The following is a 19,589-nucleotide window of genomic DNA, read 5'->3' as shown; positions in this document are numbered from 1 at the left end:
CTATGGAGCCGGGACCGTCAGGACCGTCGAGGTCTGGTCGATGCCCTGGCCGTCGGCCGTGTCCGCCACGCTCTGCGGGACGTTGGCGACGTCCGGCGTGCCCACCGGGTCCTTCTCGACGAGCAGCCCGAGCTTGGACGAGTAGTTCCAGGCGGCAAGCACCTCCGGGTCCTCGGCGACGACCTGGCGGATGTACTCGCGACCGGCCTTGGACTCGCGGGCGCGGGCCTGGGCCGCCTTGGCGGTCGTCGCGGCCTTGGCCTTCGAGACGCTGACCATGTCGAGCTGGTACTGGACCAGGCCGGCGGTGCCGCTCTGCAGGTCGAAGAACTCGGTGTCGCCGGCCACGAGCTCGATCTGCTCGCAGCTGTCCTCCGACGGCTGGCACGTGCCGTCGCCGGAGGGGACCGCGTCGGCGTCGACCAGGAAGATGGCGGTCTTGCCGTCGTCCTTGAGGCCGAGGTAGACGAAGAACGGGTTGTCGGAGGACGGCAGCGGCGTCAGGCGTGCGACGTTGTCGTAGGTCTTCTCCGCCCCCGACTCGCCGAAGCGCAGCTTCACCCGATAGGTGTCGACCGAGCTCGACTCCTGCTTCTTGGTGTCGGTCGTCGTGTCGGGCGGGGTGGTGGTCGGCGGCGCGGCCGGCGTGTCGCTCGACCCGCCGTTGGAGCCGCTCGAGGACGGGGAGCCGCTGAGGCCGTCGGCCAGGCTCTTGGTCGTATTGACCGCGTCGGTGACGGTCTGGTCGACCTTGGGCTGGTGGTGCTGGACGAACGGGTCGCGAACCTTGCCGGAGCGCTGGACCTTGCCGGCCGCCTGCGCCTCGAGGCCGACGACCTCGGCGCGAGCGACGTCGCGGTGGTTGGCCAGGCCGTTGGTGGTGGTCTGCGGGACGGACGCCACGTCGGTGCCGGCGTCGGAGCTGCTGCCGCCGAGCACGATCGGCACGGCGATCAGGGCGACCACGAGCGCGATGGCGACGGGCCATAGGCGCTTCTCGACGAGGTCGTGCAGGACGTTCTTGAGGAAGCTCATCGGTCACTCCCGATCAGGCTGGCGGTGGCGGTCGAGCCGGCCGGCGCGGCGCCGGTCGACGGGGCGGCACCGGCGGTCAGGCCCTCGTCGGCGGGCAGGAGATAGGCGGTGACGGCCACGGTGGCCGACACGTCGGGGAAGCCCTCGGGCCCGGCCTTCAGCGCCACGCCGTCGACCGTCAGCAGGCGTCCCTTGACGCTGATGCTCTTGCCCTTCACGGTCGTCAGCGAGTCGAGCGAGCGCAGGAAGCGCTGCATGTTGAAGAACTTGCCGTCGAACTCGAACGAGAACGGCATGGTCGGGAAGCCGGCGGTCCCGACGGCCGCACCGGGCGGCAGCGCCGTGGTGATCGTCGACGCGGGGGTCGAGGTCGTCGCGCCGGCCGCCGGGGCCACGGGCGCAGCGACGGGGGCCGCTCCGGTGTTGGCGCTCAGCTTGATGGACCGGAAGTCGATGCCGCTGTCGTGCGCCGTGTGCTCGAGCTGGTAGACGAGCGACGGCACGTCATCGTCGACGGGGACGGCCTTGCCGAGCCGGGCGACCGTCGCGTAGTCGGAGTTGTAGCGCCGGCGCGCGGCCTCGGCGCTGGCGGCGCCGGCCTGCGCCGTGGTCAGGCGCTGCTGGGCGGCGGTCACCTGCACGGAGACGTCGGACGCCTCCTTGCGCTTGGGGCTGAGCGCGAGGAACCAGAACGCGCCGAGCACGGCGACGAAGCCGAGGACGCTCAGGACGGTGCGATCACGTGCGGTCACGGGGTGACGCCTCCCGAGGCGGCCGGCGTGGTGGTGGACGGAGTGGTGGAGGCCGACGACGCCGCGGGCGTCGTCGACGAGGCGGTCCCGGTGGCGGCCGCCGTCTGCGTCGTGCCGCCGGTGACCGGGACCGGCGCGGCCGGCTGCTCGTAGAACACGACGATCTTGAAGAGCGGGAAGTGCGAGGAGCCGCCGCGGCAGTCCGCCGAGCCGCCCGAGGCGGCGCCGGCCCCGGCGGCGGCACCGGCGACCTTCGCCGCCTTGGTGGAGTCCTCGAGGCTGACGCGCTGGACGCCGTCGATCAGGCGCAGCCGGGCCATCATCTTGGCCACCGACGCCTGGCTGGTCGTGCAGCCCTCGATCTGGATGGCCGGCACGCTCAGCGCGCCGCGCAGGCTGCTACTGCCCCCGCCGACGCTGACCGTCGGCGACGTCGTGCCCGTCAGGGCGGTCAGCCACGCGTTGGTCGGCAGGACCCGAGCGACCTCTCGCAGGGAGTGCGCCCAGTCGAACCGCGATGCCGCCAGCTGGGAGACGGTGTCGACCCGCTTGGTGCGGACCGAGGAGAACTTGGTGTAGCTCTGCAGCGACTGGGCGTTGGCCTCGGCCTCGGTGGCCTGCTGGGTGACGCGGGCCAGCTCGGACTTCTTCTCGTCGACCGACTTGCCGGACTGGACCGCCGCGCCGGCCATCACGACGAGCAGCGCGAGGGCGCCGAGCAGCAGGTAGGCGCCACCGGCGGACCGGCCGGCGGCACCGCCGGCGCCGCGCTGCTGGTCGGCGGGGATGAGGTTGACGGCCCTCATGCGTGCGGAGCCTCCTCGACGGCCAGGCCGGCCGCGATCGTGAGCAGATGGGGATCCATGCCCTCCGGCGTGCCGTCCACCGTGCCGAGCTCCACGGCCAGGCCGAGCTCGGCGCCGAGGGCGTCGTCGAAGCCGGGCACGCTGGCGGCGGCGCCGGTCAGCACCGCGCGCTGGACGCGCAGGCTCATGCCCTCCTGGGCGTGGTGGAAGTCGAGCGAGTTGCGGACCTCGCCGCCGATCCGGCGCACGCCGTCCAGCAGGACGCTGCGCGCCTCTTCGGCGATCCCGTCCTGGTCATCGGACTGGACCTCGATGACCGGGGTGACCAGGCCGACGTGGCGCAGCCACCCGCGAGCGTGCTCGAGGGTGAGCGCCTTGCGCTCGGCCAGCTCGACGGCGATGGCCTCGAGGCCGCCGCCGACGACGCGGGTGAAGAGGCAGGTCGTGCCCTCGGCCACCGCGAGGTTCGTGAGGCCGCCGACCGACAGGTAGAGCACCGGCTCGGGCTCGTCGGTGTGCGACGGGCGGTGCAGCGCGCGGATCATGGCGAAGGCTGAGAGGTCGATGCCCTCGGGCTTGAGCCCCGCCGCCCGGCAGGCGGCCGTCACCCGGTCGACCATGTCGCGGCGGGCGGCCACGATCAGGACGCGCTGGCGGGGGCCGTCCTCGGTCTCGACGATATCGAGCGGCTGGTAGTCCAGGACCGCGCTGTCGAGTGGCATCGGGATCTGGTCCTGCGCCTGGAAGCGCACGGCCGCCTCGAGCTCCTTGGCGTCGGCGATCGGCGGCAGCTCGATGACGCGGACGACGATCTTCTGGTTCGCGATGCCGATGCGGACCTTCTTGTCGAGGCCCTTGTTGTCGCGGTAGAGCGATCGGAGGGCCTCGGCCAGCGCCGCCACGTCGTTCACCTCTCCGTCGCGGACGACGCCGGTCTCCAGCGGAGCGACCGCGGCGGTCTTCACCGACACGCGACCGTTGACGGTCACCGCGGCGACGTGGATGGCGGAGGGCTCGATCTCGAGTCCGACGATGGTGGATGCGCGTTTGGCCATGGGTTCAGGGCAGTGGGTCGACGGTGATCGGCGGCGCCTTGAGCACACGCCCCGACACCCTCGGTTGTTCGTCCAAGGGCGCCGGCGCTTGAGCGCTCGAGGTCATCGGCGGGTCGCTAGAACCGGTCCAGGTAGCTGCTGACCAGCGAGTCGCCGGCGAAGAAGGCGACGAGGGCCCCGGCGGCCATGAACGGCCCGAAGGGCACTTTGGCGCGCCGTCCCTCCGACACGCCCTTCATGGCGATGATGGCGGCGCCGACGACGACGCCGAGGATCAACGCGATGAAGAGCGCCGGCACGACGGCGCGGCCCAGGTAGAGGCCGAGGACGCCGGCGAGCTTGACGTCGCCCATGCCCATCCCCTTGTTGTGGATGAGCGCCGGCAGGTAGAAGAACAGCAGGGCACCGGCCCCGGCGGCGAGCTGCTCGGGCAGGTACGACGGCTCGAGCACCGCGCCCAGCGCCACGGCCAGCACCGCTGCGGGAGCGGTCAGCCGGTTGGGGATGATCTTGTGGTCGAGGTCGATGACCGCGATCGGCACGAGGAAGGTCACGAGCACCAGGCCGAGCACGACCTGGAGCACGTCGTCGCCCTTGAGCGCGACGACGAGCACGTAGAGCGTCGCGGTAAGCGCCTCGACGAGGGGATAGCGCACGGAGATGCGCTCGTGGCAGCCTCGGCAGCGGCCACGCAGCAGCAGCCAGGAGACCACCGGCACGTTGTCGTAGGGGCGGACCGGCGCGTCGCACCCCGGGCACTTCGAGCCGGGGCGCACGAGCGACTCCCGGCGCGGCAGGCGCCAGGAGACGACGTTGAGGAACGAGCCGATGATCAGGCCGAGCAGCGCGGCCGGGGCGAGGGCGGGGGCCATGTCCTGGTAGTCGGCAGCCTCGCCCGCCGCCTTGACGTGGACGTGTCCGATCCGGCCGGGCTAGGGGTGCCGTAGGCGGCCAGCGAGGCTGAGCCCCACGACGGCCAGCCGTCGCCGCCGGAGGTGGGTCCCCAGTCGCGACAGCGACACAGTCTCCTATGTGCCCGGCTGGATCTCGCGCCAGCTGTTCTGGATGATGCCCGCCGCCGCGAGGCTCCTGACCGCGTCGTAACCGTGGTCGTCGAAGCGGATGTTCAGGCCGCTCTCCCCTGCGTCCATCCGGCCTGGGCCGTCGATGATGACGCCGCCGTTGATGAGCGTGGTGCCGCTGGTGATGATCAGCGACGCCGAGGACTGCGTCGGCGAGCCGAGCGTCGGCGGCACGCCCATGTTGGCGTGGTAGATGACCCCGTTGAACTGCGTCGAGCCGCCGAGCGTCAGGCTCGAGTTGGCGTTGAGGAATATGAGGAAACCGGGGGCGGCGGTCGTGTTCCAGGCGTCGGACCCGCTGTAGGAGCAGTTGCCGGTTGTGTTGACGACCACCACCTTGCCCGCCAGCGAGCTCGGGCACCCTTCGAAGTACGTCGACTCCGCCCAGGCGGTGTTGACGAACCGGGTGATCTGGTCCTGGCTGAACACTGGCGCCGCGGAGTATTTGTCGACGTGCGACTGGAAGCCGCTGATCTGGTTGTTGAGCAGGTCGTTCCAATCCGCATCGGTCCTCGTCGGCGCCCGCCCCAGCGGCTGGCCCAGGCACGGTTCCGAGGCGGTCTCGGCCGGCGGCCCGCCCGGCTGCCCCGCGCCATCGGGAACGTCGCAGCGCACGGCGACGATGCCGCCGTTGGACTGGATGATCGGGCCATTGTGCAGGCCGTTGTTCCTGATCGTCAGCGTCCCGGTGATCAGCGCCGCGTGCGGCACGGACTCGGCCTGCGTCTGCTCCTGGACGAGCGACACGATGACGCGCGTACGGCCGCGCACCGTGGCCTGCGCGCGGACCCACACCTTGCCGTCGTTGTTGTAGTCGCAGCCGCACTGGTTGCCGACCCGCGAGTCGGCGAAGTAGTCGCCCAGAGTGCCGCTGTTGTCGTAGACGTTGGTCCTCCAGGTGATCGCGACGTTGCTGTCGGCGCCGGGGACCAGGGACGTCAGCTCGCCGCTGCTGGGGCAGAAGGCGCCGCCGGGGCAGGGCAGGAAGCCGATCGTCGGATGGGTGGTGGTGCCGCCGTCGTTGGCGCCGTTTTTCCCCGCCCAGTGATGGGAGATCTGGGTGATCTGCGCGTTGAGCGCCGCCTCGGCGACGTTGAAGGCGGTCTCGCGCTGGCGCTGGGCGCCCGTGAGCTTGGACTGCCCGTCGACGAACGTGACGGCCCCCAGACCCATGGCGAGCATGAGGGCCATCAGGACGACGGCGACGATGATGGCGACGCCGTCCTCGTCGTGCAGGAGGCGGATGCGGGTCTTGGTCATTGGACGTTGATGGGGGGTTCGGTGTGCGTGTTGGGCAGGCCGCTGGGGTCGGTGACGGTCAGCGTGATCGTGTGCCAGCCAGTCGTCGTCGTGTAGCGGAAGTACGCCGAGTCGCTGATGCTGTGGGGGCCGCAGGTGCCCACCGATCCGGTGGCCAGCGGGTCGTACCAGCAGTAGGTCAAGGGGTCGTTGTCGGGGTCCGTGGACGTGCTGCCATCGAGGACCAGGACGCCGCCGCCGGCCGCCATCTGGGCGAACGCTGCGATCGGCGCGCGGTCCTGGTTGCGCAGGTTGACCCCGGTGCTGACCTGCTGCTCCTTGGGCCCCGTGGCGGGGTCGATGTCGACGAACAGATCGACCCGCACACGGCGGATCTGGTCGTTGACGGCCGAGTCGAACGTGAACACTGGTCGGGTGGCGCCTTGGTAGGTGTTGACGATGTCCTGGGCAACGACCTTGGCGTTCGACCAGCCGGCGCCCGGGCAAGCGGACGTCGCGCTGGGCGCCACGGTGCTGGACGTGATCGTGCTCGGCGGCATCGCCATCGTCCAGAACCGGCGCGTCGCGGTGTCCAGGCAGTAGCGGACGAACTGGATGTTCTGCGCGTTGCCGGCCGGCGGCGTCCCTGACGACGCGACCGTCTCGAAGATCAGGTCGTAGGCGCTGGCCAGCGACACCGCGTTGGGCTGTAGGGCGGTCGGCGTCGCGAGGTTGCGCATCTGACGGGCCATCAGGTCGGTCGCCGTCCGTGCCCGGTCGGTCGACTCGGTGCGCACCTGGTTGTCGCGGATGTTGCGACCGAAGACGTCGAATGCCCCGTAGGTCGCCATGAGGACGAACGTCAGGATGGCCATGGCGGCCAGCAGGCCGACCAGCGTGAACTCGCCGCGCTCGGAGCGCATCACGACTGGACCCTCTGCGCCGCGGACTTGGCGCCTTCCAGACCCTGCGTGTCGATGGCGCTGACGCAGTAATCGAAGTCCTTGTTGTTGCCGATCGGGTCGGTGTACGTCGTCGCCGGCCCGTTGGAGTAGCTGATGGGGGTCGTCTGCGCCGAGCAGACGCTGGTCGTCATATGGGCCGAGCGGTAGATGGCGTACTTCTGGACCGAGGTCTGGGCATCAGTCGACGCCGTCCATGTCAGCGTCACGCTCTGGTTGCCGCCGTTGCCGGTCACCGGCCAGGTGACCAGCGTCGGCGTGGTCGGCGCCGTGTTGCTGGCGGACTGCGTCGACGTCTGCGGGGCCGACCGCTGCCCCTCGCGGACGGCACCGTCCAGGGTGTCCAGCGCCACCACCCAGTAGGTCGCGGTGACGCCCGTCGGCGGGTTCGTGTCCGTGCAGCTCAGCGCCGCGATCTGCTGGCAGATCTGCTGGGGGGTGCCCGACCCGTTCTGACGGTACATGGTGTACCCGACCAGGTCGCCATCCGGCGGCGCGTTCCACGAGCCGGTGACCGACCCGCTGCCGGCGCCGGTCAGCGAGAAGCCCGTCGGCGGGAACGGGATCCGGCGGTTCAGGACGATGCCGACGTCGAGCTCGTTGCCGTGGATGCCGCCGGCGTCCTGCACGCGGGCGCCGACCAGGTAGGTGCCGTCGAGCACCTCGCCGTTCGCGGGCGAGGTCTCGGCGGCGGGTGCGCTGTTGCCGAGGTTCCACGTGAACGTGCCGCTGGTCCCCGACCAGGTGGTGGGGCCCTGGTCCACGCCGCCCAGCAGCCAGTTCACCTGGTTGGCGGACTGGTCGCTCGTGGCCGTGAAGTGGATGGCGCTGACGTTGGCGCCCCCGCCGCCGGGCGTGATCGTGTAGCCGTTGGCGGTCGCGGTCCCGACGTCGGGCGTGATCGCCGTGATGGCGCCGTAGGCCGAGAGGCCGGGGAACGGCACGGTGGCCTGCTGGATCACGTAGCGCGATCCCGCGCCGCGGTCCCACGTCACGAGCGTGACGAGGCGCTTGAAGTCGTCGGGCTGGGCGTCGCAGGTGCCGGCCGGGATGCTCGTCCCGCTGGGGCAGCCGGTGGTGGTGGACTGCACCAGGCCGTCGACCTGACCGTCGAGGTTCGTGTCGAGGCCGCAGTCGCCGGCATCGGCGCCCGGGCTGCCGCCCGTGCCGTTGATGCGGGGCGGCGTCCCGATCAGCCCCGTGCACGTCGCCGCGGTGGCCGCCACCGCCGGGCGGGCGCAGAACGTGCCGGCGACGTGGGCGCCCGTGGCGTCGCCCGGGTCGTCGACCGAGCAGACGCCGAGCGACACCGTGTAGGTGATGCCGCGGCGCTTGATCGTCCAGCCCGACCCTCCGGCGGAGGCGAAGCCGGGCATCGCCTGCACCGACGCCACGACGGTCGAGGGACGCAACGTCTGGTACTTGACCGACCGCGCCGACTCGATGAGCTCGCGCCCGAGCGCCAGGCCCTGCTCACGCGCCTTGTTTGAGGTGGTGGTGCCGTTGGCGGTGTTGACGATCGTCGTGACGCCGAGGATCCCGACCAGCAGGATCAGCGCAGCCATCATCACCTCGATGATCGTGAAGCCATCCTGGTTGCGGGGCGTGTGCGGCCGAGCCATGGCCCCCGGGGGATCGGCAGCACCGGCCCCTGGGGACAGGCCCACTCGGCGGATGGACGAGTCCGGCTCGCGTGGGGTGACGGGCGTCACCACTGGTTGCCGTCGGCGTCGGCGGCCTTGCAGGACCCCACGCCGGCCGTCGTGCACGTCCGGGTGGTGATCGCGCTGGTCCGCGTGATCGTGAAGGTGTTGTCGGACTTCGACGTCTGGGCGACCGAGAAGCCGCCCTGCGCGCTGATGGCCGCGTAGGCAATGCCCGGGGCGACCGGCGTGTCGGCGCTGGGGCACTGGGTGTAGTCCTGGTTGCCGGCGAAGCACGCCTCGACCAGCGAGACGGCGTTGCGCACGTCGGACTTCGCTGCCGCATCCTGCCCGCGCTGACGGTAGGCAAGGAAGGTGGGCAGGGCGATCGCGGCGAGGATCCCGATGATCAGGATCACGACGAGCAGCTCGATGAGCGTGAAGCCGTCCTCGCCCGCGATGGAGTGTTTGATGCCAAGCTTGGGGGGCGCCATGACACCCGGGTGATCGGCAGGTCGGGTCGCGGCCGCTAGCACTGCGACGCCCGGCTCGGCGGATGGTTGAGCAGCGCTCCGCAACGCGCGACGGCCCGCAGCGCGGGCCGGAAACGACGCGAGGCGGGCCGAAGCCCGCCTCGCAAACGGCACTGCTGATGGGTCGGGTGCTACCAGGTACCACCGGTCGGGCAGCCGGCGACGGCCGGCTTGTCGCATGTGCGGGTGTAGACGCCGGTGGCGCTACGGGCGATCGTGAACGTCGTGCCGGACTTCGACAGCATCGCGACCGTGTAGCTCGTGTCGGCGGGCGTGGCCACCACGTTCTGAGCCAGGGGGCTGTCACCGTTCGGGCAGCCGGTGTAGGTCTGGTTGTCGGTGTAGCAGGACTCCATCTGGGAGACCGCGTTGCGGACATCCGACTTCGCCGAGGAGTCCTGGCCCTTCTTCTGCTGGCCGAGGAAGCTCGGCAGGGCGATCGCGGCGAGGATGCCGATGATCAGGATGACGACGAGGAGCTCGATGAGCGTAAAGCCCTCGTCCTCGTTCTTGAAGCGCTGAAGCAAGACGATCCCTCCTGTGAGATCTCGGTTGGTGGCCTTCGTGTGCGGAGGGCTGACGTCCCGTGGTTGACGTCCGGGGATCAAGGTCTTGGCAGCAAGTCCCATAGGTTCCCGGCGGTCGGTCACCGCACAGTCGTGGTGATCGGCGCGCCTGGTGCGGTCTTTCGCTCCGGTGCCTGTTTCTTGGACGGCTGTACTACGGTCGGGACCCCAGGGCCCGGCGTGACACCATGCACCCGTGCTCGTCCGCCGGATCGTCCTCGCCTTCTGCGCCCTGTTCCTCGTCGCGGTCGTCGCCGCCTCGGTGGCCAACCGCGAGGCGCAGAAGACCCGCGCGACGGCGCCGCCCACCACCGTCGCGTCAGGACCGCCGCCGCCGGTGGTCACGGGCAGCCTGCCGGGCGACGGCACCGTCCGAGCCCGCGTGGGCGACGCGGTGACGATCACCGTCCGCACCCCTCAGCCCGACGAGGCGTCGATCACCGAGTTGGGCGTCACGGCCCCGACGTCGTCGGACGTCCCGGGGATGCTCGAGTTCGTCGCCGAGGCGCCCGGGCGCTACGACGTCCACCTCGACGACTCAGGCGCGAAGGCCGGCACGATCGTGATCGTGCCCGCCGGCGGGTAGCCCGCTAGGGGTGCCGTCGGCGGCCAGCGAGCCCGAGGCCCACGACGGCCAGCCGTCGCCGCCGGAGGTGGGTCCCCAGTCGCGATAGCGACACGGTCTCCTAGTCCGTCTCGGCCTCGGGCGCGGTGGGCTGCCTGGGCGTCTCTCCGGCGGCCTCCGCGGCCGCGCGGCGCTCGGCCTGGGCGTCGTGGTCGGCCAGGAAGGTGCCCGTCCCCTCGCACCACGCGCACGGGACCTCGGAGGGCGAGCCGCCCAGGTTGGAGATCAGCGTCCCGGTGCCCCGGCACACGGTGCACGGGACGGGCTCGGCGGCTTCGGGTGTCTCTTCGTCGGCGCTCACGGCGCCGCGAGCGTAGCGGCTTGCCACCCGACACCGGGGTCCTCCCGTCGGCAGGCGACCCGAGGCGGTCCGGCCGGATCGCACCGAAGTGGTCCTGTGCGCCGGACCAGTGCGCCGGTAGCGTCGCGCGGATGCAGCATCTCGCCCCCTCCTCCCCCGCCGCCCGCGCGTCGGCGCTGCGCGCCGGCCTGGTCGCGCTGGCCACCGTGCAGCTCGTCCAGGGCCTGCTCCTGGCGCTGGCGCCAGGCGCGTTCTACGACGCCCTCGCCGACTTCGGGCCCCGCAACGACCACGACCTCCGCGACATGTCCGCGTTCTACCTGGCGTCGGCGGTCGTGCTCGCGCTCTCCGTCTCGCGCCCCTCGTGGCGGGCGCCGGCCCTCGCGCTCGTCAGCCTGCAGTTCGCGCTGCACACCGTCAACCACGTGATCGACGCCGGGGCGAGCGACCCGTCGTGGGTCGGGCCGCTGGACGTCGTCACGCTCGCGCTCGGGACGCTGCTGATCGGCTGGCTGTACCGGGCCGCCGCGGCCGCCGCCGAGCCGGAGGGCGGGCGATGAGGATCCTCGTGGCCGGCGCCACCGGCGCGATCGGCCGTCCGCTGGTCGACCGCCTGGTCGCCGACGGACACGCTGTCGTCGGCACCACCCGCCGCGAGGAGCGCGCGCGGACCCTGCGCGAGCGCGGTGCCGAGGCGGTCGTCCTCGACGCGTTCGACGCCGGCGCGCTGCGTGCGGCGGTCTGTGCCGCCGAGCCCGAGGTCGTGGTCCACCAGCTCACCGCGCTGCCCCAGGCGCCCGATCCCAAGAGCATGGCCGCGGCGGTCGCGCTGACCGGCCGGCTGCGACGCGAGACCGTGCCGGCGTTCCTGGCGGCCGCACGCGAGGCCGGCGCCCGCCGCGCGCTCGTACAGAGCATCTCGTTCGTCACGCGCCCCGACGGCCGGCCGGTGCACGACGAGGACGCCCCGCTCGACCTCGACCGCCCCGCCTTCCGCGACAGCGCCTCCACGGCCCGCGAGCTGGACGCCGCGACGCTCGGCGTCGAAGGATTGGAGGGCGTCGTGCTGCGCTACGGCTTCTACTACGGCCCGGGCACGTGGTACGACAAGGACGGAGCGATGGCCACCATGATCCGCAGGCGCGCCTACCCGATCATCGGCCGGGGCCGGGGCCGCATGTCCTTCGTGCACGTCGACGACGCGGTCGACGCGACCGTGCGCGCCCTCGAGCATGGCGCGCCCGGCGTCTACAACGTGACCGACGACGAGCCCGCCACCGCCAGGGAGTGGCTGCCCGAGGCGGCGCGGCTGCTCGGCGCCCGGCGCCCGCTCTGGGCGCCGCCGCTGGTCGCGCGCCGGCTGGCCGGCGACGCGGTCGTCCACTACGCCACGACGCTTCCGGGCAACGCCAACGCGCGCGCCCGGGCGGCCTTCGACTGGGCGCCGCGTCCGTGGCGCCAGGGCTTCGCGGAGGTCTTCGCCTGAGCGGCGAGCCCAACCGCACCGGCCGGTTCGCGCCGTCGCCGACCGGCACGCTGCACCTCGGCAACCTCCGCACGGCCCTGCTCGCATGGCTCTACGCGCGCGCGCAGGGTGCGCCGTTCCTGCTGCGCGTCGAGGACCTCGACGCCGGACGCGTGCGCCCGCACTTCGAGACCGAGCAGCTCGGCGACCTGCGCGCCATCGGCCTCGACTGGGACGGCGAGGTCGTCCGGCAGTCCGAGCGCCTCGACCGCTACGCCGCCGCGCTGGCGCAGCTGGACGCCGGCGGCGCCCTCTACCCGTGCTGGTGCACGCGCGCCGAGATCCGCGAGGCGTCGTCGGCGCCGCACGGGCCGCTGACCGAGGGCCACTACCCGGGCACGTGCCGGCGCCTGACCGCGGCGCAGCGCGCCGACCGCGAAGCCTCGGGCCGGCCGCCGGCGCTGCGCGTCGACGCCGGCGCCGCGCGCGTCGCGTTCGCCGACCGCCTCCACGGGCCGCAGGAGGGCGTGGTGGACGACTTCGTCGTGCGGCGCAACGACGGCGCGTTCGCCTACAACCTGGCCGTGGTCGTCGACGACGGCGCGCAGGCCGTCGGCGAGGTCGTCCGGGGCGACGACCTCCTGGACTCCACACCGCGCCAGCTCTGGCTCGCCCAGCGGCTCGGGCTCCCGGCGCCCTCGTTCGCGCACGTCCCGCTCGTGCTCGGCGGCGACGGGGCGCGGCTGGCCAAGCGCCACGGCGCGGTCACGCTGGGCGACCGGCTCGAGCTCGGCGAGACGGGCGACGCCGTCCGCGCGCGGCTCGCCGCCTCCGTGGGCCTCGCCGACCCCGCCGAGCGGCCGTCGGCCGCCGACCTGGTGGCCCGCTTCGACCCGGCGACGTTCGCGCCGCCGCCCTCCGGACCGCTGCCCGGCGAGTAGCTCCGTGAAGCGGCCGCACGGCATTGCGGATAGCGTGCGCGGCCATGCCGCGGTCGACCGCAGACATCGCGCAGCGCGCCCGGGAGACCGGGCGCCTGGGCATCGACACGGAGTTCATGGGCGAGGGCCGCTACCAGCCCCTGCTCTGCCTCGCCCAGATCGCGCTCGACGACGGCGAGGGCGGGACCGAGGTCATCGTCCTGGACCCGCTGACCGAGGAGTACGACCCGGCCCCGCTGGCCGAGCTGCTCGCCGACCCGGCGATCGAGATCGTTTTGCACGCCGCCCGCCAGGACGTGGCGCTGCTGCGCCGCGACTGGGGCGGGCCGATCACCAACGTCTTCGACACCCAGGTCGCCGCCGGCTTCGCCGGCATGCGCGCCCAGCTCGGCTACGAGCCGCTGCTGAAGGAGACGCTCGGCGTCCGGCTGCGCAAGTCCGCGTCGTTCACCCGCTGGGACGACCGGCCGCTGACCGAGGAGCAGCTCGGCTACGCCCGCGAGGACGTCCTGCACCTGCTCCAGGTCGCCACCGCCCTGCAGGACCGCCTGGTCGACCTCGGCCGCCTCGAGTGGGCGCGCGAGGAGTGCCGGGCCTTCGAGACGATCGACGACAAGCGCGACCTCGACGTCGTCTTCGGCAAGCTGCCGCGCGTCAACTCGCTGGAGCCGGCGCAGCGCGCGGTCGCCCGCGAGCTGGTGGAGTGGCGCGAGGAGGCGGCGCGCACGGGCGACCGGCCGGTCTCCAGCGTCCTGCACGACGCCGCGCTGATCGAGATCGCCAAGCGCCGGCCCGCGAGCGTCGACCGCCTGCGCCAGATCCGCGGGCTCAACGACGCGACGCTGCACCGCCGCGGCAAGCAGATCGTCGAGGCGGTCGCCCGCGGGCGCGAGCGCGAGGGCATCCCGGTCGAGGGCGTGCGCCCGTCGCAGCCCGACGCCGAGGACGCGCCGATCATCGCGCTCGGCGAGGCGCTCGTGCGCACGCGGGCGATGGAGGCCGGGCTGGCCTACGAGCTGATCGCCGCGCGCGCCGACCTGCAGCGCATCGTCACCGCGGTGCGCGAGGGCGAGCCCGAGCCCGAGGTCCGCACCCTGCAGGGCTGGCGGCGCGAGGTGGTCGGAGCCGAGCTCCTCGAACTGCTCGCCGGCAACCGCACGCTGCGCGTCGGCCCGGAGCACCGGGTCGAGATCACCGGCGCCGGGTAGGCCCGGCGTCGCCGCTCAGGCGGCGAGCGGGATCTCGGTGCTCGTGGCGCCGGAGGCGGGGGTCAGCTGGGGCGCGGCGCTGACACGCACCCGGTTGCGCCCGTCCTGCTTGGAGCGATACAGCGCGAGGTCGGCCCCGGAGAAGACGTCGTCGTACTGGAACTCGCCCGGCGCCGAGGCGCTGACGCCGAACGAGATCGTGACCAGCAGCCCGGCGATCGGCTCGTCGGAGATCGAGCGCCGCAGCGTCTCGGCGACCTCGGCCGCCTGCTCGGCGCCGGCGCCGGGAAGCACGACGAGGAACTCCTCGCCGCCGAGCCGGTAGGCGAGGTCGTAGGCCCGCAGCGACTTGCGCAGGCGGTAGGCCACGTCCTTGAGGACGGCGTCCCCGGCGGCATGGCCGTGGCCGTCGTTGATGGTCTTGAAGTTGTCGAGGTCGCCGACGATGAGCGCCACCGGCTCGCGCAGGATCGCGGCCTGCTGGGTCAGCTCGGCGACACGGGTGTGCAGCGCGTTGCGGTTCAGCATGCCCGTCAGCGGGTCGATCACCGACGAGCTGCCGGTGCTCGAGGTCGGACTTCATCAGCGCCGCGGAGAGCAGCGCCACGGCGACGAGCAGCGCGACGGGCATCACGATGGACTCGGGGTGCTCGGCGATGTAGGCGGCGTCGACGCCGAACGTGACGAGCAGCAGGAGGCCCGTCACCAGGGCGACGCCGACCGCGACCGCGCGGGTGTTGAAGCGCGCCGGGAGCGTGACGAGCGGGATGACCAGCCAGGCGACCGCGGGGCTGCGCGGGCCGCCGGTCAGCGCGATGCTGCACGCGATGACGAGCTCGGAGAGCAGCCACGCCGAGGCGATCGTGAGCTCGGGCTGTGGCGCGGTGGCGAGCTGCCGGTCGACGATCGCGAAGCCGACGATGGCGATCGCCAGCGGCACGAGCGTCCACCACCCGATCCACGGACCGCAGATGAGCAGCGCCAAGGCAAGGGCGACGAACGACAGCTTGCGAAACGGCCGCAGCCGCTCTTCCATGTCCACCGCGCGCACGCGATCGGCCGGCTCCGGGCAGAGCCAGGACCGGGGCGCCGCGCTGATGTCGCGATGCTGCTCCACACCCCCCGTGTTCGGACAGACGCTCGCCGAACCTGAGGTTGGCCGAACGTTCTTGCACAGGTTTCGGACCGCGAGCACTCCCAACCATGCAAGTTCGTGCCGATTGCCATCAGGTGCAGGCCGGCAGGCAGTCGGTCTGACGCCCCCCGTCCGACGTCACCGCCGCGGCTCGCCCCTGGTAGCGGAAGGCGTCGAACAGCCCGCCGAGATCCTGCGCGGCGAACGGCGCGCGGTCGACGAGGATCGTCACGCGGTCGCCGCGGATCCCGACCTTCCCGTCGAGCGTGCGGAACGCGTCGCCGGCGCGTGCCTGCAGAAGCGCCTGCGGGTTCTGCGCCGCGAGGACGGTCGCCTCCAGCTGGGCGACCGGCGTCTCGTTGTCGTGCGGGCGCATGACGAGCACGTAGGCGACCGGCGGCTTGACGTCGGACGCCGCGTGGAACTCGACGCACAGCTTCCCGCCGCGACGCGCGACGCGCAGCGCCACGAGGTCGCCCTGAGGCTGCTTCGGCTTGCCGGCCAGGCGCCCGCGCTGGTCGCCCGCGGGATCCTCGACGGTCGCGACGGGACCGATCGTGGAGCAGTCGGTGAACGTGCCGAAGCGGTTCCCGTCGTTCGATCCCCCGCACCCGGACAGCACGACGACGGCCGCCAGGGCCGCGGTCCCGCCAGCGAGGATGCCGGATGCCCTGGGCACGTCCCGGCAGTCTCCCAGCCGAACACGACTTACGGGTTCACGAGCCCGACGAGCGGGGCAGCACCGGGGCATGACCATTGGCACGTTGGCGATTCGCGGTGTGGCCGGTCCGCTGTTCGTGGGCCACGGAACCCAGAAGCTCTTCGGGTGGTTCGGCGGACACGGGCTCGAGGGCACAGGAGGCTTCTTCGAGGGCATCGGGCTGCGGCCCGGCAAGCGACATGCGGCCGCGGCGGGCATCGCCGAGGCGCTCGGCGGCGCGCTGCTGACCGTCGGGGCGCTGACGCCGATCGCCACGGCCATGATCTCCGGGTCGATGGTCACGGCCATCCGCAAGGTCCATGCGCCCAACGGGCCGTGGGTCACCGAGAACGGCTACGAGTACAACGCCGTGATCATCGCCGCGATGATGTCGGTGGCCGAGTCCGGACCCGGGCCGCTGTCGGTCGACCGGCGCCTGTTCCCGAGCTTGAAGGGCACGGGCTGGGCCCTGGCCAGCGTCGGCGCGGCGATCGCCGGGTCCTACATCAACGATGCGCTGTCGGAGCCCGCTCCCGACGCCCCGGAGTCCGGCGCGGCCGCCGGCGCGGTCTCGCCCAACGGCGAGACCCGCATCGTGCAGGACTCCGCCGCGACTCCGAGCGAGCAGCGCTGACCGGGTATCGCGTAGGCCACTAGGCTGAGTCGATGGCCGCCTGGGAGCCCCTGTGGATGTCGCCGGGGGCCTGGGAGGCCATCGGCGACCAGGTCATCGGCCCCGCCCAGGCGACCGACGCCGCCCAGCGCGCCTCGCTGGAGCTGCTGCGCGCGGCCTGGCAGGACGCACGCCGCGAGAACGACCGCGTGGCGGTGTTCATCACGCCCGAGCTGGCCGCCGTCCTGGCCGACCTCCTGGACCGCCAACCCGAGCTCGCGGCGCTGCTGGGGACCGGCTGAGGCGCCGGCTCAGGCGTCCGCATCGCGGACGCGACGGCGTGACGCGCGCGTCTGCGAGGCGATGATCGCCACCACGATCCCGAGCGTCACCCACAGCGAGTAGTGGCCGATCGCGTGCACGACATCCACGGCGGGCTGGCCGATCGCGTAGCCGAGCCCGACCAGCATCCCGACCCACAGCGCCGCGCCGATCGCGTCCAGCAGCATGAACACCCACAACCGCATCCCCGTCCAGCCGACCGCGGCGTCGATGATCGGGTTCGGCACCGGCAGCACGTAGCTCAAGACCACCGCGAACGGGCCGAGTCGTTCCAGCGTCCGCTCCAGGCGCCGGGTGCGCCGGTCGGCGCGGCTGCCGTGGCCCACCAGCATGCCCACCGCGCGCTGCCCCCACCTCCGCCCCGCCCACCAGTACAGCCAGTCGAACATGATGCAGCCCGGGATCCCGGCGACGACTCCGAGCAGGAGCGACGCATGCCCGGTGCGAGCCAGCGCGCCCATCGCCAGCATCGAGCTCATCGAACCGCGCAGCAACTCGAGCAGCGCCGGATGAGACCCGACCAGGGAGGGCACCAGCGGCAGCAGCAGCAACCCGTAGACCGCGCTGAACCCGATCCCGGCGATGACGATCCGGTCGGCGCGCTGAGCCCGGCCATCCCACGGCCGCCGGGGGCTGCGCCCGACTTCGGAGTCATCGATCACGAGTTCACGGTAGGGCCGGCGCAGCGGCGGATGCGACCTACCACGACGTGCCGGCGCGTCGCACCGGCGACCGGACGCGTGCCGCTAAGCGAAGAACGGGCGCACGCCGCGGACGGTGCTGACCTTCCGGGCAGTGCGACGGCGGGCGCCGGTGCGCACGTACTGGATGCTGGCCGGTGTCACGGAGACGTGGTGCTCGGCGATGTCGGACGGGTCGGAGGTGACGATCTGCTTGCGGGTCATTGGCGCCATCCATGGTCGCAGCGGCGCGGCGGGCCGTGGTTGGCACAAGCCACCGTCTGCGCACCTGCCATCCCGAGCTCAAAGTTCCGGCTAGCCGCAGTGCCCACCGTCACCGCGAACTGCGGTGACGCACCGACCCCGGCACAGATAAGCAGCAGTCCGAAGCTGGGCAGGCCCGGCGGCACAGTCCTGAACTCGTCCCGCGCGTTAGCCTTTCGCAGCCATGGAGGCGGTCGCCCGCGCCTGGTGGGACACCCGGGGAAGGTTCGGTGATGGCCGCGCGCGCATCCCTCTCGCGCGGGCACGGTCCTCCGCGAGGTTGGCGTATCGCTTCGGCGGCCCAATGCTGATTGTCGCCAGCAGCGCGTCGCTTCAGACCTCGGCTGCGCTCGCCACGTCGATATTCGCGGTCTACGGGCCGGCGGGCACCGGAGCGCTGCGGTTTGCCTTTGCGGCACCCTTTCTGCTTCTTCTCGCGCGTCCCGCGTTCCGGGGCCGCTCGCCGCGGTTCTGGGCAAGCGCGGTCACCTTCGGCGCCACGCTCGCCGCGATGAACTTCGTGCTCTACGAGGCCATCGCCCGCATCTCGCTGGGCACCGTGGTCACCTTGCAGTTTCTCGGACCGCTCACGCTCGGACTGCTGGGTGTCCGCCGACGACTGGATGCGCTCTGGGTCGCCGCTGCCGCGGGCGGGGTCCTATTGCTGACCGGAGGTCCCAGCGGCGGCGCGACCACCGGCGTCGCCCTGGCCCTCGTTGCCGCTGCACTCACCGCGCTGTCCGTGCTCATGGCGTATCGCTTGACGACCGAAAGCTCCGGGCTCGATGGACTGGCCCTTGCCGTCGGCTTTGCCGCGTGCATCACGCTCCCCCTCGCCATTCCGGCCGCCCTGGCAACCCGCGGCCCGCGCGATCTCGCGCTGGTCGCCGCCATTGCAGCCCTCGGGATCGCGATTCCCTACACCTTGGAGTACGTCGCGATCAGGGCCGTCTCGGCCAAGGCGTTCAGCGTTCTGCTCAGCCTCGATCCCGCCATCGCGGTTCTGGCCGGCGCACTCTGGCTCGGCCAGGCACTGGCTGCCTCTGAGATGCTCGGAGTCGGCCTGGTCGTCGTCGCGAGCGCCGGCGTCATGGCAACCCAACGAGCGACGTGACGCTCCAGGACGCCGGCTTGATGTCGTCCGAGGCGGCGACGAGATCACCGGAGCGGACTACGCGGACACTGGCGCAGGTCGCGGCTCGTCGGGGGCCGCCGGCTCGTCGGGGGCAGGGGGCTCGTCGGGCCCGCCGGGCGCACCGGCGTCGCGCTCCGCACCCACGCGCGGGAGCCACTCGAGCCAGCTCGGCAGGTACCAGTTCCAGTCGCCGAGCAGCTTCATCGAAGCGGGCAGCATCACGCCGCGGATGATCGTCGCGTCGATCAGGACGGCCGCGGCCAACCCGAGCCCGAGCTCTTTGAAGTCGAGGAAGCTCAGCGTGATGAAGACCGCGAACACGCCGACCATGACCAGCGCGGCGCTGGTCACGGTGCCCGCGGTGGACGAGATGCCCTGCTTGACGGCCTCGTCGGTCGGCATGCCGCGGTCGTGCAGCTCCCGGACGCGGGAGAGGATGAACACGTGGTAGTCCATCGACAACCCGAACAGGACGACGAAGAGGAACAGCGGCAGCCAGTTCGTCAC

General features: G+C 72.3%; 25 protein-coding genes. 9 read left to right on the top strand and 16 right to left on the bottom strand.

What is annotated here, in order from left to right; translation table 11 throughout:
• From VK501_RS02320 to VK501_RS02275, 10 genes are all read right to left on the bottom strand, one after another.
• Window positions 1-1,035 (bottom strand): hypothetical protein, encoded by a 1,035-nt coding sequence (locus tag VK501_RS02320; RefSeq protein WP_324334238.1) that lies wholly within the window; start codon window positions 1,033-1,035, stop codon window positions 1-3.
• Window positions 1,032-1,787, bottom strand: coding sequence for a type 4a pilus biogenesis protein PilO (gene pilO / locus VK501_RS02315; protein ID WP_324334236.1), 756 nt, complete (start codon window positions 1,785-1,787; stop codon window positions 1,032-1,034). The genes VK501_RS02320 and pilO overlap by 4 nt, the downstream gene beginning before the upstream one ends.
• On the bottom strand, window positions 1,784-2,593 hold the full coding sequence (locus tag VK501_RS02310) for a PilN domain-containing protein (protein WP_324334234.1): 810 nt from the start codon (window positions 2,591-2,593) through the stop codon (window positions 1,784-1,786). Before VK501_RS02310 ends, pilO begins: the two co-directional genes overlap by 4 nt.
• On the bottom strand, window positions 2,590-3,648 hold the full coding sequence (pilM, locus tag VK501_RS02305) for a type IV pilus assembly protein PilM (protein WP_324334232.1): 1,059 nt from the start codon (window positions 3,646-3,648) through the stop codon (window positions 2,590-2,592). The genes VK501_RS02310 and pilM overlap by 4 nt, the downstream gene beginning before the upstream one ends.
• Window positions 3,649-3,764: 116 nt before the next feature.
• Complete coding sequence (locus VK501_RS02300) at window positions 3,765-4,520, bottom strand: prepilin peptidase (protein ID WP_324334230.1); 756 nt, start codon at window positions 4,518-4,520, stop codon at window positions 3,765-3,767.
• Between the two features lie 156 nt (window positions 4,521-4,676).
• Window positions 4,677-5,990, bottom strand: a complete 1,314-nt coding sequence (locus VK501_RS02295; RefSeq protein WP_324334228.1) for a pilus assembly PilX N-terminal domain-containing protein — start codon at window positions 5,988-5,990, stop codon at window positions 4,677-4,679.
• A complete protein-coding gene (locus VK501_RS02290) occupies window positions 5,987-6,892 on the bottom strand; it encodes a hypothetical protein (protein ID WP_324334226.1) in 906 nt (301 codons plus the stop codon). The genes VK501_RS02295 and VK501_RS02290 overlap by 4 nt, the downstream gene beginning before the upstream one ends.
• Entirely contained in the window at window positions 6,892-8,553 is a 1,662-nt protein-coding gene (locus tag VK501_RS02285; RefSeq protein ID WP_324334224.1) for a prepilin-type N-terminal cleavage/methylation domain-containing protein, read from the bottom strand. The genes VK501_RS02290 and VK501_RS02285 overlap by 1 nt, the downstream gene beginning before the upstream one ends.
• Window positions 8,554-8,639: 86 nt before the next feature.
• Entirely contained in the window at window positions 8,640-9,068 is a 429-nt protein-coding gene (locus tag VK501_RS02280; RefSeq protein ID WP_324334222.1) for a prepilin-type N-terminal cleavage/methylation domain-containing protein, read from the bottom strand.
• Between the two features lie 170 nt (window positions 9,069-9,238).
• Window positions 9,239-9,634 carry a type IV pilin protein gene (locus VK501_RS02275; RefSeq protein WP_324334220.1) on the bottom strand — a complete coding sequence of 132 codons (396 nt, stop codon included), beginning with the start codon at window positions 9,632-9,634 and terminating at the stop codon, window positions 9,239-9,241.
• A 235-nt stretch (window positions 9,635-9,869) separates the two neighbouring features.
• Between VK501_RS02275 and VK501_RS02270 the strand changes: the two genes are divergently transcribed.
• Window positions 9,870-10,259 (top strand): hypothetical protein, encoded by a 390-nt coding sequence (locus tag VK501_RS02270; protein WP_324334218.1) that lies wholly within the window; start codon window positions 9,870-9,872, stop codon window positions 10,257-10,259.
• 100 nt (window positions 10,260-10,359) lie between these two features.
• On the opposite strand, the gene VK501_RS02265 is transcribed toward VK501_RS02270, so the two are convergent.
• Window positions 10,360-10,599 carry a hypothetical protein gene (locus tag VK501_RS02265; protein ID WP_324334216.1) on the bottom strand — a complete coding sequence of 80 codons (240 nt, stop codon included), beginning with the start codon at window positions 10,597-10,599 and terminating at the stop codon, window positions 10,360-10,362.
• 131 nt (window positions 10,600-10,730) lie between these two features.
• Here VK501_RS02265 and VK501_RS02260 point away from each other — a divergent pair, with 131 nt between their 5' ends.
• The 4 genes from VK501_RS02260 to VK501_RS02245 are packed head-to-tail and all read left to right on the top strand — an operon-like array spanning window position 10,731 to window position 14,213.
• Window positions 10,731-11,159, top strand: coding sequence for a DUF4345 family protein (locus VK501_RS02260; RefSeq protein WP_324334214.1), 429 nt, complete (start codon window positions 10,731-10,733; stop codon window positions 11,157-11,159).
• The gene (locus tag VK501_RS02255) at window positions 11,156-12,085 is read left to right on the top strand and encodes an NAD(P)-dependent oxidoreductase (RefSeq protein ID WP_324334212.1); all 930 of its coding nucleotides are present in this window, start codon (window positions 11,156-11,158) and stop codon (window positions 12,083-12,085) included. Before VK501_RS02260 ends, VK501_RS02255 begins: the two co-directional genes overlap by 4 nt.
• Window positions 12,052-13,005 carry a tRNA glutamyl-Q(34) synthetase GluQRS gene (gluQRS, locus tag VK501_RS02250; RefSeq protein ID WP_324334210.1) on the top strand — a complete coding sequence of 318 codons (954 nt, stop codon included), beginning with the start codon at window positions 12,052-12,054 and terminating at the stop codon, window positions 13,003-13,005. The genes VK501_RS02255 and gluQRS overlap by 34 nt, the downstream gene beginning before the upstream one ends.
• Before the next feature lie 44 nt (window positions 13,006-13,049).
• Window positions 13,050-14,213 carry a ribonuclease D gene (locus VK501_RS02245; protein ID WP_324334208.1) on the top strand — a complete coding sequence of 388 codons (1,164 nt, stop codon included), beginning with the start codon at window positions 13,050-13,052 and terminating at the stop codon, window positions 14,211-14,213.
• Window positions 14,214-14,228: 15 nt separating this feature from the next.
• Here the strand turns inward: VK501_RS02245 and VK501_RS02240 are convergent, their stop codons facing one another.
• Window positions 14,229-14,741 (bottom strand): GGDEF domain-containing protein, encoded by a 513-nt coding sequence (locus VK501_RS02240; protein ID WP_324334207.1) that lies wholly within the window; start codon window positions 14,739-14,741, stop codon window positions 14,229-14,231.
• On the opposite strand from VK501_RS02240, the gene VK501_RS02235 reads away from it, so the two are divergent.
• On the top strand, window positions 14,740-15,366 hold the full coding sequence (locus VK501_RS02235) for a hypothetical protein (RefSeq protein ID WP_324334205.1): 627 nt from the start codon (window positions 14,740-14,742) through the stop codon (window positions 15,364-15,366). The two genes, VK501_RS02240 and VK501_RS02235, sit on opposite strands and share 2 nt — an antisense overlap.
• A gap of 73 nt (window positions 15,367-15,439) precedes the next feature.
• Here the strand turns inward: VK501_RS02235 and VK501_RS02230 are convergent, their stop codons facing one another.
• Complete coding sequence (locus VK501_RS02230) at window positions 15,440-16,027, bottom strand: hypothetical protein (protein WP_324334203.1); 588 nt, start codon at window positions 16,025-16,027, stop codon at window positions 15,440-15,442.
• Window positions 16,028-16,097: 70 nt separating this feature from the next.
• Between VK501_RS02230 and VK501_RS02225 the strand changes: the two genes are divergently transcribed.
• Together VK501_RS02225 and VK501_RS02220 are read left to right on the top strand one after the other, a co-directional pair.
• Window positions 16,098-16,682 carry a DoxX family protein gene (locus VK501_RS02225; RefSeq protein ID WP_324334201.1) on the top strand — a complete coding sequence of 195 codons (585 nt, stop codon included), beginning with the start codon at window positions 16,098-16,100 and terminating at the stop codon, window positions 16,680-16,682.
• A 32-nt stretch (window positions 16,683-16,714) separates the two neighbouring features.
• Window positions 16,715-16,963: a hypothetical protein gene (locus VK501_RS02220; RefSeq protein WP_324334199.1), complete on the top strand. Its 249-nt coding sequence runs from the start codon at window positions 16,715-16,717 to the stop codon at window positions 16,961-16,963.
• 9 nt (window positions 16,964-16,972) lie between these two features.
• Here VK501_RS02220 and VK501_RS02215 read toward each other — a convergent pair whose 3' ends face one another.
• Together VK501_RS02215 and VK501_RS02210 are read right to left on the bottom strand one after the other, a co-directional pair.
• Window positions 16,973-17,665 (bottom strand): DedA family protein, encoded by a 693-nt coding sequence (locus VK501_RS02215; RefSeq protein WP_324334197.1) that lies wholly within the window; start codon window positions 17,663-17,665, stop codon window positions 16,973-16,975.
• A gap of 84 nt (window positions 17,666-17,749) precedes the next feature.
• Window positions 17,750-17,908: a hypothetical protein gene (locus VK501_RS02210; protein ID WP_324334195.1), complete on the bottom strand. Its 159-nt coding sequence runs from the start codon at window positions 17,906-17,908 to the stop codon at window positions 17,750-17,752.
• A 223-nt stretch (window positions 17,909-18,131) separates the two neighbouring features.
• Between VK501_RS02210 and VK501_RS02205 the strand changes: the two genes are divergently transcribed.
• Complete coding sequence (locus VK501_RS02205; protein ID WP_324334193.1) at window positions 18,132-19,061, top strand: EamA family transporter; 930 nt, start codon at window positions 18,132-18,134, stop codon at window positions 19,059-19,061.
• Between the two features lie 57 nt (window positions 19,062-19,118).
• Here the strand turns inward: VK501_RS02205 and VK501_RS02200 are convergent.
• On the bottom strand, window positions 19,119-19,589 hold a 471-nt coding region (locus tag VK501_RS02200; RefSeq protein ID WP_324334191.1), incomplete at its 5' end, for an MMPL family transporter.

It is taken from the genome of Baekduia sp. (assembly GCF_035318805.1).
Lineage (GTDB): Bacteria > Actinomycetota > Thermoleophilia > Solirubrobacterales > Solirubrobacteraceae > Baekduia.
Note: the sequence above shows the minus strand (reverse complement) of the source record. Positions and strands in the feature narration are given on the sequence as shown.

Bases quoted from the DNA above. Each gene is read 5' to 3' on its own strand.
- VK501_RS02320 (WP_324334238.1), bottom strand. From the start codon at position 1,035: ATGAGCTTCCTCAAGAACGTCCTGCACGACCTCGTCGAGAAGCGCCTA.
- VK501_RS02310 (WP_324334234.1), bottom strand. From the start codon at position 2,593: ATGAGGGCCGTCAACCTCATCCCCGCCGACCAGCAGCGCGGCGCCGGC.
- pilM (WP_324334232.1), bottom strand. From the start codon at position 3,648: ATGGCCAAACGCGCATCCACCATCGTCGGACTCGAGATCGAGCCCTCC.
- VK501_RS02300 (WP_324334230.1), bottom strand. From the start codon at position 4,520: ATGGCCCCCGCCCTCGCCCCGGCCGCGCTGCTCGGCCTGATCATCGGC.
- VK501_RS02295 (WP_324334228.1), bottom strand. From the start codon at position 5,990: ATGACCAAGACCCGCATCCGCCTCCTGCACGACGAGGACGGCGTCGCC.
- VK501_RS02290 (WP_324334226.1), bottom strand. From the start codon at position 6,892: ATGCGCTCCGAGCGCGGCGAGTTCACGCTGGTCGGCCTGCTGGCCGCC.
- VK501_RS02285 (WP_324334224.1), bottom strand. From the start codon at position 8,553: ATGGCTCGGCCGCACACGCCCCGCAACCAGGATGGCTTCACGATCATC.
- VK501_RS02280 (WP_324334222.1), bottom strand. From the start codon at position 9,068: ATGGCGCCCCCCAAGCTTGGCATCAAACACTCCATCGCGGGCGAGGAC.
- VK501_RS02260 (WP_324334214.1), top strand. From the start codon at position 10,731: ATGCAGCATCTCGCCCCCTCCTCCCCCGCCGCCCGCGCGTCGGCGCTG.
- VK501_RS02255 (WP_324334212.1), top strand. From the start codon at position 11,156: ATGAGGATCCTCGTGGCCGGCGCCACCGGCGCGATCGGCCGTCCGCTG.
- VK501_RS02245 (WP_324334208.1), top strand. From the start codon at position 13,050: ATGCCGCGGTCGACCGCAGACATCGCGCAGCGCGCCCGGGAGACCGGG.
- VK501_RS02235 (WP_324334205.1), top strand. From the start codon at position 14,740: ATGCCCGTCAGCGGGTCGATCACCGACGAGCTGCCGGTGCTCGAGGTC.
- VK501_RS02240 (WP_324334207.1), bottom strand. From the start codon at position 14,741: ATGCTGAACCGCAACGCGCTGCACACCCGTGTCGCCGAGCTGACCCAG.
- VK501_RS02225 (WP_324334201.1), top strand. From the start codon at position 16,098: ATGACCATTGGCACGTTGGCGATTCGCGGTGTGGCCGGTCCGCTGTTC.
- VK501_RS02220 (WP_324334199.1), top strand. From the start codon at position 16,715: ATGGCCGCCTGGGAGCCCCTGTGGATGTCGCCGGGGGCCTGGGAGGCC.
- VK501_RS02210 (WP_324334195.1), bottom strand. From the start codon at position 17,908: ATGACCCGCAAGCAGATCGTCACCTCCGACCCGTCCGACATCGCCGAG.
- VK501_RS02205 (WP_324334193.1), top strand. From the start codon at position 18,132: ATGGAGGCGGTCGCCCGCGCCTGGTGGGACACCCGGGGAAGGTTCGGT.